Origin of the sequence: Paracoccus lutimaris (assembly GCF_003337565.1) — a bacterium.
Taxonomy (GTDB): domain Bacteria; phylum Pseudomonadota; class Alphaproteobacteria; order Rhodobacterales; family Rhodobacteraceae; genus Paracoccus; species Paracoccus lutimaris.
Map to the genome: position 1 here is coordinate 14,406 of NZ_QPJL01000023.1, position 13,437 is coordinate 27,842.

Consider the following 13,437-nt stretch of genomic DNA (forward strand, 5'->3'; position numbering starts at 1 on the left):
AGCCGGATGCCCGGGGCTCGTACCGCAATCGAGACATTGCGCGCGGGAATCGCGCGGCTGACCGAGGCCGGCCTGCCCGATCCCACGGGGGACGCTCGCCTGCTTCTGGCCCATGCGCTGGCCCTGCCGCGACATCATCTGAGCGGAGCGCTCTCGCAACCGATGCCTGCTGACGCGCTGCGGCTTTTCGACGCGGCCCTGCTGGCAAGGGCTGCGTGCCAGCCGATCAGCCAGATCACCGGACGCCGGGCCTTCTGGAAGCACGAATTCCGCGTCACCCGCGACACGCTGGACCCACGCCCCGACACCGAAACACTGGTCGAGGCGGCGCTGGCCGAGCCCTTCACCTCGGTCCTTGATCTGGGCACCGGCACCGGGGCCATCCTGATCTCGCTTCTTGCCGAGCGTCCGGACGCACGCGGCACCGGCACCGACATCTCGGCGGCGGCATTGGCGGTGGCTAAAGAAAATGCTGTCATGAACAATGTTTGCGCAAACTTCCTTGAAGCGGACTGGTTCGCGGGCGTCGCCGGTCAGTTCGATCTGATCGTCTCGAATCCGCCCTATATCGCATTGGACGAGATGGCCGGCCTTGCGCCCGACGTCCGCAACTGGGAGCCGCGACAGGCCCTGACCGACGAGGGCGACGGGCTCACCGCCTATCGGGTCATTGCGGCCGGCGCTCCCGCACATCTTCTGCCCGGCGGCCGGTTGATGGTCGAGATCGGGCCGACGCAGGGCCGGCAGGTCGTGGCCTTGATGCAGGCGGCGGGATTGGCCGATCCGCGCGTCCTGCCTGATCTGGATGGCCGTGACCGCGTCGTACATGCGCGAAAACCGGGCTAGACCGGCAATGATTCGCAGCTTTCGCAGCAATTTGCGAAATTTTTGCTTGTGCCTGCCGCTGTGGCATGTTTATTCGCATTTGTGACGGGGGCTCCGCCCACGCACGGGTCACTTATGCTCAGCCATTAACTGGTAATAAGGGGAAGGGAGCGAAGCTCCGCTTCCAGACGGGTATCAACCGTCGATCTGACCCCAACCTCAGCCGGCCTTAAGCCGGTGTATAACCGACAACAAAGCTGATGAGATCATCCAAATCCCGTTCGCGGAACAAGTCGAACAGACAACGCACCCTGGGCAATGTCGTCAACCGCGTCTTCGATTCCTCTGGACCCGAGGGCAAGGTGCGTGGCACCCCCCAGCAGATCATCGAGAAATACCTGACCCTTGCCCGCGATGCACAACTGTCCAACGACCGCGTCGCCGAGCAGAGCTTCCTCCAGCACGCTGAACATTACACCCGCATGCTGGGCGAGGCGCAGCGCGAACAGGCCGAGCGCCAACAGCACCAGCAGCCGGGCCGCGACGACGACATGCGCGATTTCGGCGCTGGCGACAACGGCAATGGTCAGGGCAACAACCGCCATGACCGCGGCGAGCGCAACGACCAGCGCGAGGATCGCCGCGACTATCGCCGCGATGACCGCAGGGAAGATCGCCGCGAGGACCGCCAGCAGGCGCCGCGCCACGAAGCCCAAGCCGACGATCAGGACGACAGCCGCGGCATTGCCCTGGGTTTGCCGCCGGTCATCTCGGACGAGGAAGACCGTGGCGGCCCTGTCGCGACCCCCGAAAGCGTGACCTCGGAAAGCGCGGCTCCGGATTCTGCCGCGCCTGAAGCCGCGGCCGAACCCCAGGCCGAGGCGGCCGCCGCGCCCCGTCGGCGCACCCGTGCGCCAAGCGCCACGCCGCGCGCACCGCGTCCGCGCAAGAAAGCCGCTGATTCAGAGGCCGCACCGACCGACAAGGCCTCCGGCGAATAAGCCTGGGCCAACAAGATCAGCGCGGCGCGGCGGCCAGACCCCGCGCCAGCGCGCAAAACTGCTCCAGCCCGATTTCCTCGGCCCGCGCAGTCGGCGCAATCCCCGCCTCCAGCAGCAATTCCTCGATCCGCGGATGCAGCCCCTTCAACGAGGCGCGCAGCATCTTGCGCCGCTGGTTGAAGCCGGCGGCGACGACGCGGTTCAGAACCGCCGGATCGGCCGGATAGCGCGGCTCGGGCAGGGCGGTCAGATGCACCACCGCCGAATGGATCTTGGGCGCCGGCACGAATGCCTCGGGCGGCAGGGTCATGACGATCCGCGCGTCCGAGCGCCATTGCGCCAGCACCGCCAGCCGGCCATAGGCCTTGCCGCCGGGGCGGGCGACGATGCGCTCGGCCACTTCCTTCTGGAACATCAGCGTCAGCGACTGCCAGAAGGGCGGCCAGGCGGCGGGCGTCAGCCAGCGGATCAGCAGCTCGGTGCCGACATTATAGGGCAGGTTGGCGACGATGCGGATCGGCGGCGTCAGATGCGCCAGGGGGTCGATCTCCAGCGCGTCGCCATTGATCACCGTCAGCCGCCCCGGATAGGCGTCCGAGATCTCGGCCAGGGCCGGCAGCGCGCGGGCATCCTTTTCGATGGCCAGCACATGGCGCGCGCCCTCGGCCAGCAGGCCTCGGGTCAGACCGCCCGGACCGGGGCCGACCTCGATCACGTCGCAGCCGGTCAGATCGCCCGCCGCCCGGGCGATCTTGGCGGTCAGGTTCAGGTCCAGCAGGAAATTCTGCCCCAGCTGCTTCTTGGCCCGCAGATCGTGGCGCGCGATCACCTCGCGGAGCGGCGGCAGCCCGTCGATGGTGCTCATGTCCGACGCCCCGCCATGTCATGGGCCATGCGCAGCGCGGCGATGACGCTTTCCGCATCGGCGATGCCCTTGCCCGCGATGTCAAAGGCGGTGCCGTGATCGGGCGAGGTGCGCACGAAGGGCAGGCCCAGCGTCACATTCACGCCCCCGGCAAAATCCAGCGTCTTGATCGGGATCAGCGCCTGATCGTGATAGGCGCAAAGCGCGGCGTCATAGCGCGCCCGCGCCGGGGCATGAAACATCGTGTCCGCTGGCAAAGGCCCGGCCAGATCAAAGCCCTCATCGCGCAGATGCGCCAGCAAGGGCGCGATCCACAGCCGTTCCTCATCGCCCATGACGCCATTCTCGCCAGCATGGGGGTTCAGCCCGGCAACGGCCAGACGCGGCCGGTCAATCCCGAAATCGCGTTGCAGGGCTGCATCGGTGATGCGGATCGCCTGCTCCAGCGCCCCGGGTGTCAGTGCGCCCGGCACCTCGCTCAGCGCGATATGGATGGTCACCGGCACCACCCAGCAAGGCGGCGTGACCGTGGTCGAGGCCAGCATCATCACCACCGGCACATCGCCCGCCAGATGCGCCAGATATTCGGTATGGCCGGGAAAGGCGAAACCGGCACCGCGCTTCAGCGCTTCCTTGTTGATCGGCAGGGTGCAGATCCCCCCCGCCGCGCCCGAGCGCGCCAGTTCGACCGCCCGTGCAATCACGTCGATCACCGATTGCGCATTGGCGGGATCGGGTTGCCCGGGCACGGCCGGCGCCGGGAAATCATGGCGCAACACCGCCAGCACCCCCTCGGGCACAGACCCAGAGGGCGCGGCCACCTCCTGCCATCGCACCCCTGCGGCTAGATGCCGGGGATCACCCAGAAACACGAAGGGGACGCCGGCGGCCAGCGCCTTTGGCGCCAGTTCCGGTCCGACCCCCGCCGGCTCGCCACAGGTCAGGACGATCGGTTGCGGCATGGCCTGTCTTCTTTCATGTCCAAATATCCTCTGGGGGTCCGGGGGGCGAAGCGCCCCCGGCCTTGCCAGCAGATTCAGGGGCGCCGGATGACGGCATTCGCCCGCAGCTCGGCCAGATAGGCGTCTGCCGCCTGACCGACCTTGCGGTTGAAGAGCTGGTTGCGGACCTCGTCCCGCTCGGGCAGGGCGTTCGGATCGGGCGCAGGCGGCTCTTCGCCCGGCGCGGTCGCGACCGGTGCCTCGGGCGGGTTGGCCATCAGCGCCGGCTGACGCTTGCACAGCATCAGCAGTTGCACCGCGCCGCCATAGCTGACGATGGTCGTCTCATTGTCGTCCAGCACCGCCAGACGGATCGCCTCGCCGGTCGGCACCTGTCCCTGCGGCAGGTTCAGATGCTCGATCTGCTGGGCCGGCAGGCCGCGGGCCTGCACGAAAAGATCGGCGCAGGTATCCGCGGTGGCGGCGATGCGCGCCGCCTCCTCGGTGCTGGCCAGCGTGAAGCGGACATAGTCCAGCACCTGTTCCTCGGCCCCGGGGCGCAGCGTGCCGCGGGTGTCGCGCAAAAAGAACAGCACCACCGCGCCGGGCACGGTCAGCGGCTGGCTGGTCTGGCCGGGCTGCATCGACAGGATCAGCGGCCGCAGCGCGGGCGGCAGATTCGCCAGCGGCGTCCAGGGCAGCCGGCCGCCATTCTGCGCCGAGGGCGTGGCGGAATAGCGGCGCGCAAATGCGGCGAAGTCGCCTTCCGAGCGGGTGCCCGCGACGACCTCTTCGGCACGGGCCATGGCGGCCGCCTCCTGCCCCTCGGGGGCGGGGATGATCAGCTCGGACAGGGCCACATGGGTGATCTGCGGCGTCTCGATGATCTTCTGCATTTCCTGATCGACTTCGGCATCGGTCACCCGGACCTGCCCCAGAAGATGCTGGCGCACGACCTGGCGCCAGACCACGCCCGAGGTGATGAAATCGCGAAACGCCTGCCGCTCGACGCCGGCCTTGGCCAGCGCGGCGGTGAACTGCTCGACATCCATGTTCGCGCGGCCGGCAAATTCGGCCAGACCGGCATCGATCTGCTCGTCCGTGGGGGTGATCCCCATCTGCCGGGCGGCGGACATCCGCAGCCGGTCCTCGATCAGCGCCTTTTCGGCGGCCTGCACACCGGCCTCGGGCGCGCGCAGCACCTCCATGAAGCGCAGGCGCTGGTCCAGCTCATAGCGCGTGATGGCCGAATCGTTGACATAGACCAGCGGTTGGAACGGATTGCCCTGTGCCTGCACCTGCGTCGGCCCCAGACCCGTCCCGGCCAGAATCGCGGCCATCGCCGCCCCCAGAAGAATTCGCCGCATCAGCTCCCTCGCCGCATGGTTTTGCGCGACATTAGCGCAGGCAGGCGCGGCGCGCCACCGTTCCCGGACCGGCCTTTTGCTGGCCGAATCCGCCCAGCCGGATACCCAGATCAAAGCTGGTTTCGGCATTCAGTTCCTCGGAGGAGGTAAAGCGCCGCTCGACCGACATTTCCACGGTGACGCATTCATTGCGATATTGCAGCCCCAGCTCGGCCTTTTGCGCGCGGTTGGCGGTAAAGTCGTAGCGCGTCTCGGCCGAGGCCCACCAGCCATTGGTGATCTGCCAGCCGGCAATGGTGGTCAGTTCCGAGACATCTTCAAGCCGGTCCTCGCGCAGATCCGAATCAAGCCACAGATAGCCGGCCGAGATCTGCAGCCAGGGCTGATACCAGCCCAGTCGCAATTCGTTGCGGCTGAGCGAGAGATTGTCGTCAAACAGCGCCCGGTTGGCGATGGCCAGCCCGTTCGAGCCCGAATAATGCGCTGCCAGCAGCCAGTCTGAGCTTTTGCCGCCCACCGGCCCGTCGCCGAAGAGGGCCGGATCTTGATCGCTGCGCAGGATGCGTCCCGCGGTCAGGCCGATAGACCAGCCGGCGGGGTCGATCCGCGTCCAGCTGATGCCCAGATTGGCCCGCAGCCCCGATTCCCGCGCGTCCCAGCCCGAAAAGCGGTTGAGCGAGAACAGGTTCCCCTCGTCGAACTCGACCAGATAGCTGTCCTCGTTCGGGACCTCGTCGTCATATTCGCGCTCGGGCGACCAGATCAGCTGGGCGACCGGCTCGACAATATGGGTGACGCCGCCGGAATGGCGCGCCAGCGGCCAGCGCAGCTCGACCGCCAGCGCCGGGTCCGCGCGTGTCACCCAGTCATCATATTCGCTGTCCTGATTGATGCGGTAGATATCGGCATTCACCTGGCTCTGGATCGTGCCCAGAAGCCCGCCGGCCAGGATCTCGCTGCGCCGCCAGTCCAGCTGCATCGAGCCGCGCGCCATGTCGCGGCCCAGGATATCCTCGTCCGACGAGCGCCGATGCGCGTGCAGCGACCATTCCAGGCTGGCGATGCCGCCGATCCGGTCGGGTGTCCAGCGCCGCTTCCACAGCGCGTCGGCGACCAGCGAGGGGCTGGTGTCGTTGGGCTCTTCCTCGCGCAGCGATTCGTATTTGCCCACCCGCGCCATCACCATGTGTTCGCGGCGCACCCGGTCAAGCGTGATCCCGCTCCACAGCCGGTCGGCATCAGAGATGTCGTAATCCAGTAGATAGGCGCGGTCGGTGGCGGTTTGCAGCTGAAAGCCCAGCATATATCCGCGCGGCAGCTCGAACCGGCCGGCGCCGAACAGATAGCTGCGGGTCTCGCCCTGTTCGATGTCGTCGCGGGTGACGGCGCCGTTCCATTCCATTGCCCCGTTCGAGAAGGCCTGCCGATAGCGCAGCTCCAGCGTACGGGTGCGGCTGGCCGAGACATAGGGCGTGATGGTGATGTCGGCGTGATCGCCCAGCGTCACGAAATAGGGCAGCTTGATGCCGAACCCAAGGCTTGAGGTGGTGCGGAACTGCGGCTGCAAAAAGCCGGTCATGCGGTCCACTGTCGGGTCGGGTGCGGTCAGCCAGGGCAGCGAGACCACCGGCATGCCGAAGGCACGCAGCTGCGGATGGTCGAAATGCAGCTGCCGCTTGGTGGCGTCATGGGTGATCGCGCGGGCGCGGATCTCCCATAGCGGTATCGGGTCCTCGGCGCAGACCTGGCAGCTTGAGGCGACGACATTGTCCAGCCGGGTGATATTGCCATTGTCGCGGCGCTGCATCTGGCGCGAGGCCAGCTGCAACTCGCGCGCCAGAACCAGCCGTGCTCCTTGCAGGATGCCGTCCTGCAGGTTCGGCTCAAGCTGGGCGCTGTCGGCGATCAGGATGGTATCATCAGCGCTGCCGGCGCGGCCCGGCTCGGTCAGGTGGATCGGGCCCTCGATCACCGCGCCGCCGGTTTCATTGTCATAGATCACGCGCGAGGCCACCAGCCGCGCGCCCTGATGCCAGATCACCACCCCCCCCGAGGCGGTCAGCCGGTTATCGGCATCGAGCGTCACCTGATCGGCCAGAAGCGTGGCCGGGCTGCCTTCGCTGGGCGCACCGCTGTCGGTGATGCGGACCGAGCTTCGCCGCGACGCCACATCGGTGATATGGGCGGCCTCGGTGCCGTCGGCATAGCGGGCGTCCGCGTCGGGGTTCTCGGTCGGAGCAAGGGCCGGGCCGCGCGGCAATTGCAGGAAAGGGTCGGGCGCATCATAGGCGGGCAGGGTCTGGCCATCGCTGCTGAGGCTTTGCGCGAATGCCGCAGTTGGCAGCAGGGCCGCCAGAATCGCCGCGCGGGCGGCTGTCTTGCCGCGCCTTTTGCCGCGCCTGATCTGATGCGCCATTATCCGTCCTCCAGCCGCAGCAGGGCGCCAAGGGCAAAAAGCAGCGCCACGATCGGCGGTGCCCAACCCGCCAGCGCCGGGGGAATGCCGCCATTGTCGCCCAGAACCTGCGCCAGATTGCGCAGGAAGAACAAGCCGATCCCGCAACCAAAGGCGCAAAGCACCAGAATGCCGGTCTTGCGTCCGCGCATATGGCGCATGGTGAAGACGGCGGCAATGGCGACCATCGCCGCCAGCAGCAGCGGCCGGGCCAGTTCCATCTGGAACCAGACCTTGTGGCGCTGTGCCGAAAAGCCGGCGCGCTCCAGCCCGCGGATAAAGGCGGGCAATTGCCAGACCGGGATCGCCTCGGGCTTGCCGAAACTGTCGCGGATGCGCGCCGCCGTCAGGTCGGTGGGCAGTGCCAGCCGGGGGGCGGTGCGGGCCATGGCCTCGGGATTGGGCTGGGTCAGCGGCCATTCCTTGGTGTCGGTCAGCTGCCATGCGCCATCGCTGAGCCGCGCCTCTGCGGCATCGATGCGGCGCGAGGGGCCGGTATCGGGCGCAAAGACCATGAAGGTCGCGTCGTAAAGCGTGGTCGCGTCTGGGCTGGCGCGGGTGGCACGGATGACCACCTGGCCCTGGGTCTCGGTGCCGTCGGCGGCGCGGGTGGGCAGGGCCTGGCGCATCCAGACGGCATTGTCGCCGACGCTGATGGTCTGGCCGCCGCCGGTCTTCATCCGCGCCACCGCGTCGTCATAGCGTTTCGAGGTCGCCGCCACCATCGGGTTCAGCACCATGACCGCGATGGCGCCGATCAGCGCCGCGGTGACCGCCGGCGCCGCCAGCACCCGCAGCCCCGACCGCCCCGAGGCGCGGATTGCCACCAGTTCCGAGCTGCGCGACAGGCTGAGAAACAGCGCGATCCCGGCCAGAACCGCCATCAGAGGCATGATCGAATAGAAGCTGGCGGTGATGTTGAGCAGGGACAGCACCGCCGCGCCCGACAGCCCGATATCCTCGTCCGAGAAACGCCGGATCTGCTCGACAATGTCGATCAGGAACAGGATGGCGCCAAAGATCGCCGCGATGATCAGCAGCAGCCGCAGGAAGCGGCGCGCGACATAGGCCGACAGGATCATGCCGCCGCCTCCGTCACCGGGGCGGTCCGGCCCTTGTCTCGCAGCCGTCGCGGCTTGGCCGCCAGCCACAGCAGGAACAGGCTGATCAGCGCGCCCACCAGCGGCGAGACATAGATCAAGGGCCAGCGCCCGGCGTCGCGCGCCACCTGGCTTTCCGCCGCCGTCGCCAGGAATTGCACCGCGATCAGCGCCACCACGGCCCAGATCACCTGCCGCCAGACGCCAAAGCGGCTGTAGCCGCCGATCAGCAGCGTCGCAAAGCCCAGCATCGCCGCGATCGGGGCCTGAAAGGGCTTGGCCAGCCGCTCATGCGCCTCGGCGCGGGCCTTGTCGGAAGTGGCCCCGGTGGCCTCAAGCAGCGCGGCATCGGCACGCATCAGCTCCAGCGTGGAATAGGTGCGCAGGTCGCGCTTGCGCGAGGATTCGGTGCTGATCAGCGTCGCAAGGTCATAGGCAAGCTCGGAAAAGCGCGTCACCGACAGGCTCTGGCGCTCGCCCGTGCGGCGCAGGGCCTGCACCATGCCCTGCATCAGCACCAGACGCGGGCCGGCCTCGGTCCTGACCACCAGCGCCTCGGTGGCGGTATAGGTGATCTGGTCATTCGGGTCGCGCCCGTCCTCAAGGAAGAAATCCATCAGCCGGCCGTCATCGGCGATCTCGCGGATATAAAGCGTGACGCCCCGCACCGGGTATTGGAACGAGCCCGCGCGCAGGAATTGCGCGGTGACGTTCTGGGCAATCTCGGCCTGGCGGTCGGCAAGGCGGGCGCGGGCCAGAGGGACCAGCGAATGCACCAGCATCGCCACCATGACTGCGACCAGAAGGCCAAAGACCAGCACCGGCCGCGCCAGCCGCCAGGGCGACATGCCGGCGGCCTGCATCGCCACCAGTTCCGATTCCGACGACAGCCGGTTGGTGCCATAGGCGCTGGCGGCAAAGGCCGCGATGGGTAAGACGACCGAAATCACCAAAGGCAGCGTCAGGGCGGTGAACTCCAGCACGACCAGCGCCGTCTGCCCGTCCGAGATCAGCTGCTCGAACAGCGAGACCGCCCGGTTGATCCAATAGACCGAGACAAGGACCAGCGCGAAGAACCCGAACAAAGTCAGGAATTGCGACAGGATGTAACGATCGATACGGGGCATGGGGGCCTTCGCGGTCACTGACCCGGAAATGATTAGCCGTTGCATGGGCTTTGGGAAAGCCCCGGCTCTGGTCAAGGCGCTGATGCGTGACTAGTTTCCTGCACAAAGGACACATGCGAAAGGCAGGACCATGACACACCCGGTGGAAATCTCCTTCATCCAGACCGATCTTTCGGGATTGGCAAGCTGGCCGGGCCGCGTCGCCATTCTGGTGGCGCAGAACGGCAAGCTGCCCGCCGGCCTGCCGCGCCCCACGCGCGAGGCGGCGCTGCGGGCGCTGGCGTCAGACGCGTGGAAGGGCGTAAAGCCCGGCAAGGCGCTGGATCTGGCCTTTCCCGCCGGTCTGGCGGCCGAGGCGCTGCAACTGGTGAACCTGCCGCGCAATGCCGACGCGCTGACCGCGCGCAAGGCCGGCGCCGCCATCGGTGCGAAACTGGGCAAATCCGATCTGCTGGTCGCCGCCGCCGACCACCCCCGCGCCGCCGAGATCGCGCTGGGGCTGGCGCTGCGGGCCTATGATTTCTCGGCCTACAAGAGCCGCAAATCCGAAGATGGCGCCGGGGATGAAGCCCCGAAACGCGGCCGGGTGAATTTCATGCACAAGGACCCCGAGGCCTTGGGCAAGGCCGCCGCCGATGGCGCGGCGCTGGCCGAGGGGGTCTTCTTTACCCGCGATCTGGTCAGCGAGCCGGCCAATGTGCTGACCACCAGCGATTTCGCCGACCGCCTGCTGGCCATACGCGAGCTGGGGATCAGCGTCGAGGTGCTGGACGAGGACGAGCTGGCGGAACTGGGCATGAGGGCGCTGTTGGGGGTCGGGCAGGGCTCGGAAAGCCCGTCCAAGGTCGTGGTCATGCGCTGGGATGGTGGTGCCAAGGACGAGGCGCCGCTGGCGCTGGTCGGCAAGGGCGTGGTCTTTGATACCGGCGGCATCTCGATCAAGCCCGCCGCCGGCATGGAGGAGATGACCATGGACATGGGTGGCGCCGGTGTTGTCGCGGGCGTCATGCGCACGCTGGCGCTGCGCCGCGCCAGGGCCAATGTCGTCGGTCTGGTCGGTCTGGTCGAGAACATGCCCGACGGCCGCGCCCAGCGTCCGGGCGATATCGTGAAATCCATGAAGGGCGACACGATCGAGGTCATCAATACCGATGCCGAGGGGCGGCTCGTGCTGGCCGATGTGCTTTGGTATGCGCAGGAACGCTTCAAGCCCGCCGCCATGGTCGATCTGGCGACCCTGACCGGCGCCGTCATCATCGCGCTGGGACATGAAAATGCCGGGGTGTTTTCCAATGACGACGCGCTGGCGGATGCGGTGCTGAAGGCCGCGAAAACCGAGGGCGAGGGGGCATGGCGGCTGCCGCTGGCCCCGGCCTATGACAAGCTGATCGATTCGCGGCTGGCCGATATCAAGAATACCGGTGGCCGGCCCGCCGGCTCGATCACCGCGGCGCAGTTCCTGCAGCGCTTTGTCGCCGAGGGCACCCCTTGGGTGCATCTGGACATTGCCGGGGTGGCGCTGCCGCCGGGCGAAACCGCGATGGCACCGAAAGGCGCGACCGGCTGGGGCGTGATGACGCTGGACCGGCTGGTGCGCGACCGCTTTGAGGCCAGGGGCTGATGGGCAGCGCCCTGTTCTATCACCTGACCCGCTCGGGTCCGGGGCAGCTTTTGCCGATGCTGATCGGCAAGAGCCTGCAGGCCGGCTGGCGGGTCGAGCTGCGGGGCAGGGACCGGGCGCGCCAGGTGGCGCTGGACGAGGCGCTGTGGCAGGGCGAGGGGTTCTTGCCCCATGGCCTTGCCGGCGGGCCGCATGATGCGTGCCAGCCGGCGCTGCTGACCGTCGAGGGGCAGGCGGCGGCGAATGCGCCGCGCTGCCTGATCGCGCTGGACGGGGCCGAGGTCTCGGGCGCGGAATGCGCGGGGCTGGAGCGGGCCTGCATCGTCTTTGACGGCAATGACCCCGAGGCGCTGGAGCGCGCGCGGGTGCAATGGCGGGCGCTGAAAGAGGCAGGGGTCGCTTCGGAATACTGGTCCGAGGCGGATGGCCGCTGGGAGCGCAAGCAGTAAGAGGGGGCGCTGCCCCCCTCGGAGCTGTCGCTCCGAGTCCCCCGGGATATTTTTGCATGAAAGAAGCCGGGGGCCGGGAAGGGCGCGGGGCTAGCGTTCGAGGATCAGGCGGTTGCTCTCGATGCTGACGCGGGCGAAGCGCGAAAGATACGACATGCCCATCAGCGATTGTTCCAGATCGGCGCGCAGGACCACGGCGGGCACGCTTTCGTCGCGGATGTCGCCGATGGTGACGCTGTCGAGGTTGACGGGGGCGGTTTCGACCGTGCCGTTGGCGGTCTGCGCCTCGCCGATATAGGCAAGGTTTTCGGGGTCGATGCCGATGCGCTCGGCATCGCGGGGACCAAGCGCGATGCTGCTGGCGCCGGTGTCGATGACGAAGCGGATGGCGGTGCCGTTCACCTCGGCTGTCAGGTGGTAATGGCCGTCATCGCCGATGGGGACCTCGATGCGGCCGCCGTCGAGCATGCGGGCCTCGGGGATGATGGCGTTGCGGATGTCGGGCCAGAGGCCAGAGAGTGCGATGGCGCCCAGAAAGATCATCCCCCAGGCCGCCGCCATGCGCAGGGTCTTGCCGGGGCGCTCGCGCAGCTCGACCAGCAGGAAGCCGCCCACCGCAATGAGCAGCAGCACCAGATAGGCGAGGCGGCCGAAATCATCCCCCATCAGAACAGTCCCGAGCCCTTGAGCCCGTCGATGACGAACTGGATCGAGAGTGCCGCGAGCAGCATGCCGAAAAGCCGTGTCAGCACCATGGTCCCGGTGCGGCCCAGCAGGCGCGCGATCGGGTCGGCCAGCGCAAAAAGCGCCGCCGCGATCCCCAGAACCGCCAGCATGGCAAGCTGGATCACCAGCATATGGGTGGCGTTGGCATCCTGCCCGACCAGCAGGATCATGGTGGCCAGCGCGCCGGGGCCGGCCAGCAGCGGCGTCGCCAGCGGAAAGACCGAAGGATCGTCCTCTTGCGTCGGGGCCTGACCCTCGCGCCGTTCAGTCCGGCGCTCGAACAGCATGTCAAGCGCGGTCAGAAACAGCAGCATCCCCCCGGCGATCTGGAAAGCCGGCAGCGAAATGCCGATCGCGGTCAGGATCGATTCGCCCGCCAGCCCGAAGATCAGCAGGAGTGCGGCCGCGATTGCCAGCGCCCGCCAGCCGATTCGGCGCCGGCGTTGCGGCGTCATGTCGCGCGTCAGCGCAATGAACAGCGGCACCAGCCCCACGGGGTCGATCACAACAAAGAGCGTGACAAAGGCGCTGATGATCTGCGTGCTGTCCATGATGTCGTTATATCGCCCGGATTGTCGGCAGAGAAAAGCGTGCTCGTGCCCCAATTCGGCGCGACCCGACGGGTGATGCTGGGGCGCGATCACGCGTTTGGGGGTTTCGATCCGGCCCGTCAGCACCTATATCGAGTGAAAACATGCTATACTGGGGCAGGAACGTCCCGGTTACGGAGGAAACACATGCACGCACCTTCACCCATGGCGCTGTTGCTGATCGCAATCGTCGTTCTGGTCCTTTTCGGTCGCGGAAAGGTCTCGTCCCTGATGGGCGAGGTCGGCAAGGGGATTACCGCCTTCAAGAAAGGCGTCAAGGAAGGGGCAGAGGATGTCGATGCCGCTGCCCGCGGCGAGGCCAAGGAAGTCGAGATGAAGTCCTCGGAAGACATCGATCGTGCCCGCGCCG

Annotated in this window: 12 protein-coding genes and 1 pseudogene; 5 read left to right on the plus strand and 8 right to left on the minus strand. The window is 67.5% G+C overall.

From position 1 onward, the window contains the following. Nucleotides 1–6: 6 nt before the first annotated feature. Both prmC and DFP89_RS16125 read left to right on the plus strand, forming a co-directional pair. Nucleotides 7–846 carry a peptide chain release factor N(5)-glutamine methyltransferase gene (gene prmC / locus DFP89_RS16120; RefSeq protein ID WP_114350416.1) on the plus strand — a complete coding sequence of 280 codons (840 nt, stop codon included), beginning with the start codon at nt 7–9 and terminating at the stop codon, nt 844–846. Nucleotides 847–1,085: 239 nt separating this feature from the next. Further along, on the plus strand, nt 1,086–1,826 hold the full coding sequence (locus DFP89_RS16125) for a DUF4167 domain-containing protein (RefSeq protein ID WP_114350417.1): 741 nt from the start codon (nt 1,086–1,088) through the stop codon (nt 1,824–1,826). A 16-nt stretch (nt 1,827–1,842) separates the two neighbouring features. On the opposite strand, the gene rsmA is transcribed toward DFP89_RS16125, so the two are convergent. The 6 genes from rsmA to lptF form a co-directional block, all read right to left on the minus strand. Further along, the gene (rsmA, locus tag DFP89_RS16130) at nt 1,843–2,691 is read right to left on the minus strand and encodes a 16S rRNA (adenine(1518)-N(6)/adenine(1519)-N(6))-dimethyltransferase RsmA (RefSeq protein WP_114350418.1); all 849 of its coding nucleotides are present in this window, start codon (nt 2,689–2,691) and stop codon (nt 1,843–1,845) included. After that, nucleotides 2,688–3,653 (minus strand): 4-hydroxythreonine-4-phosphate dehydrogenase PdxA, encoded by a 966-nt coding sequence (pdxA, locus tag DFP89_RS16135; RefSeq protein ID WP_114350419.1) that lies wholly within the window; start codon nt 3,651–3,653, stop codon nt 2,688–2,690. Before pdxA ends, rsmA begins: the two co-directional genes overlap by 4 nt. Before the next feature lie 74 nt (nt 3,654–3,727). Then, on the minus strand, nt 3,728–4,999 hold the full coding sequence (locus tag DFP89_RS16140) for a peptidylprolyl isomerase (protein WP_114350420.1): 1,272 nt from the start codon (nt 4,997–4,999) through the stop codon (nt 3,728–3,730). A gap of 31 nt (nt 5,000–5,030) precedes the next feature. Beyond that, complete coding sequence (locus tag DFP89_RS16145; protein WP_114350421.1) at nt 5,031–7,415, minus strand: LPS-assembly protein LptD; 2,385 nt, start codon at nt 7,413–7,415, stop codon at nt 5,031–5,033. Continuing rightward, complete coding sequence (gene lptG / locus DFP89_RS16150) at nt 7,415–8,536, minus strand: LPS export ABC transporter permease LptG (RefSeq protein ID WP_114350422.1); 1,122 nt, start codon at nt 8,534–8,536, stop codon at nt 7,415–7,417. Before lptG ends, DFP89_RS16145 begins: the two co-directional genes overlap by 1 nt. Then, nucleotides 8,533–9,681, minus strand: coding sequence for an LPS export ABC transporter permease LptF (lptF, locus tag DFP89_RS16155; protein WP_114350423.1), 1,149 nt, complete (start codon nt 9,679–9,681; stop codon nt 8,533–8,535). The genes lptG and lptF overlap by 4 nt, the downstream gene beginning before the upstream one ends. Nucleotides 9,682–9,811: 130 nt before the next feature. Between lptF and DFP89_RS16160 the strand changes: the two genes are divergently transcribed. Together DFP89_RS16160 and DFP89_RS16165 are read left to right on the plus strand one after the other, a co-directional pair. After that, a complete protein-coding gene (locus tag DFP89_RS16160; protein WP_114350424.1) occupies nt 9,812–11,302 on the plus strand; it encodes a leucyl aminopeptidase in 1,491 nt (496 codons plus the stop codon). Further along, nucleotides 11,302–11,751 carry a DNA polymerase III subunit chi gene (locus DFP89_RS16165; RefSeq protein ID WP_114350425.1) on the plus strand — a complete coding sequence of 150 codons (450 nt, stop codon included), beginning with the start codon at nt 11,302–11,304 and terminating at the stop codon, nt 11,749–11,751. The genes DFP89_RS16160 and DFP89_RS16165 overlap by 1 nt, the downstream gene beginning before the upstream one ends. A gap of 90 nt (nt 11,752–11,841) precedes the next feature. Here DFP89_RS16165 and DFP89_RS16170 read toward each other — a convergent pair whose 3' ends face one another. Together DFP89_RS16170 and DFP89_RS16175 are read right to left on the minus strand one after the other, a co-directional pair. Beyond that, complete coding sequence (locus DFP89_RS16170) at nt 11,842–12,417, minus strand: retropepsin-like aspartic protease family protein (RefSeq protein ID WP_114350426.1); 576 nt, start codon at nt 12,415–12,417, stop codon at nt 11,842–11,844. Continuing rightward, on the minus strand, nt 12,417–13,028 hold the full coding sequence (locus tag DFP89_RS16175; protein WP_114350427.1) for a MarC family protein: 612 nt from the start codon (nt 13,026–13,028) through the stop codon (nt 12,417–12,419). Before DFP89_RS16175 ends, DFP89_RS16170 begins: the two co-directional genes overlap by 1 nt. A 186-nt stretch (nt 13,029–13,214) precedes the next feature. Between DFP89_RS16175 and DFP89_RS21200 the strand changes: the two are divergent. Then, nucleotides 13,215–13,353, plus strand: a pseudogene (locus tag DFP89_RS21200) (twin-arginine translocase TatA/TatE family subunit); the annotation flags it as partial. Between the last annotated feature and the right edge of the window lie 84 nt (nt 13,354–13,437).

Bases quoted from the DNA above. Each gene is read 5' to 3' on its own strand.
- DFP89_RS16160 (WP_114350424.1), top strand. From the start codon at position 9,812: ATGACACACCCGGTGGAAATCTCCTTCATCCAGACCGATCTTTCGGGA.
- lptG (WP_114350422.1), bottom strand. From the start codon at position 8,536: ATGATCCTGTCGGCCTATGTCGCGCGCCGCTTCCTGCGGCTGCTGCTG.
- DFP89_RS16140 (WP_114350420.1), bottom strand. From the start codon at position 4,999: ATGCGGCGAATTCTTCTGGGGGCGGCGATGGCCGCGATTCTGGCCGGG.
- DFP89_RS16145 (WP_114350421.1), bottom strand. From the start codon at position 7,415: ATGGCGCATCAGATCAGGCGCGGCAAAAGGCGCGGCAAGACAGCCGCC.
- DFP89_RS16125 (WP_114350417.1), top strand. From the start codon at position 1,086: ATGAGATCATCCAAATCCCGTTCGCGGAACAAGTCGAACAGACAACGC.
- lptF (WP_114350423.1), bottom strand. From the start codon at position 9,681: ATGCCCCGTATCGATCGTTACATCCTGTCGCAATTCCTGACTTTGTTC.
- DFP89_RS16175 (WP_114350427.1), bottom strand. From the start codon at position 13,028: ATGGACAGCACGCAGATCATCAGCGCCTTTGTCACGCTCTTTGTTGTG.
- rsmA (WP_114350418.1), bottom strand. From the start codon at position 2,691: ATGAGCACCATCGACGGGCTGCCGCCGCTCCGCGAGGTGATCGCGCGC.
- pdxA (WP_114350419.1), bottom strand. From the start codon at position 3,653: ATGCCGCAACCGATCGTCCTGACCTGTGGCGAGCCGGCGGGGGTCGGA.
- DFP89_RS16165 (WP_114350425.1), top strand. From the start codon at position 11,302: ATGGGCAGCGCCCTGTTCTATCACCTGACCCGCTCGGGTCCGGGGCAG.
- prmC (WP_114350416.1), top strand. From the start codon at position 7: ATGCCCGGGGCTCGTACCGCAATCGAGACATTGCGCGCGGGAATCGCG.
- DFP89_RS16170 (WP_114350426.1), bottom strand. From the start codon at position 12,417: ATGGGGGATGATTTCGGCCGCCTCGCCTATCTGGTGCTGCTGCTCATT.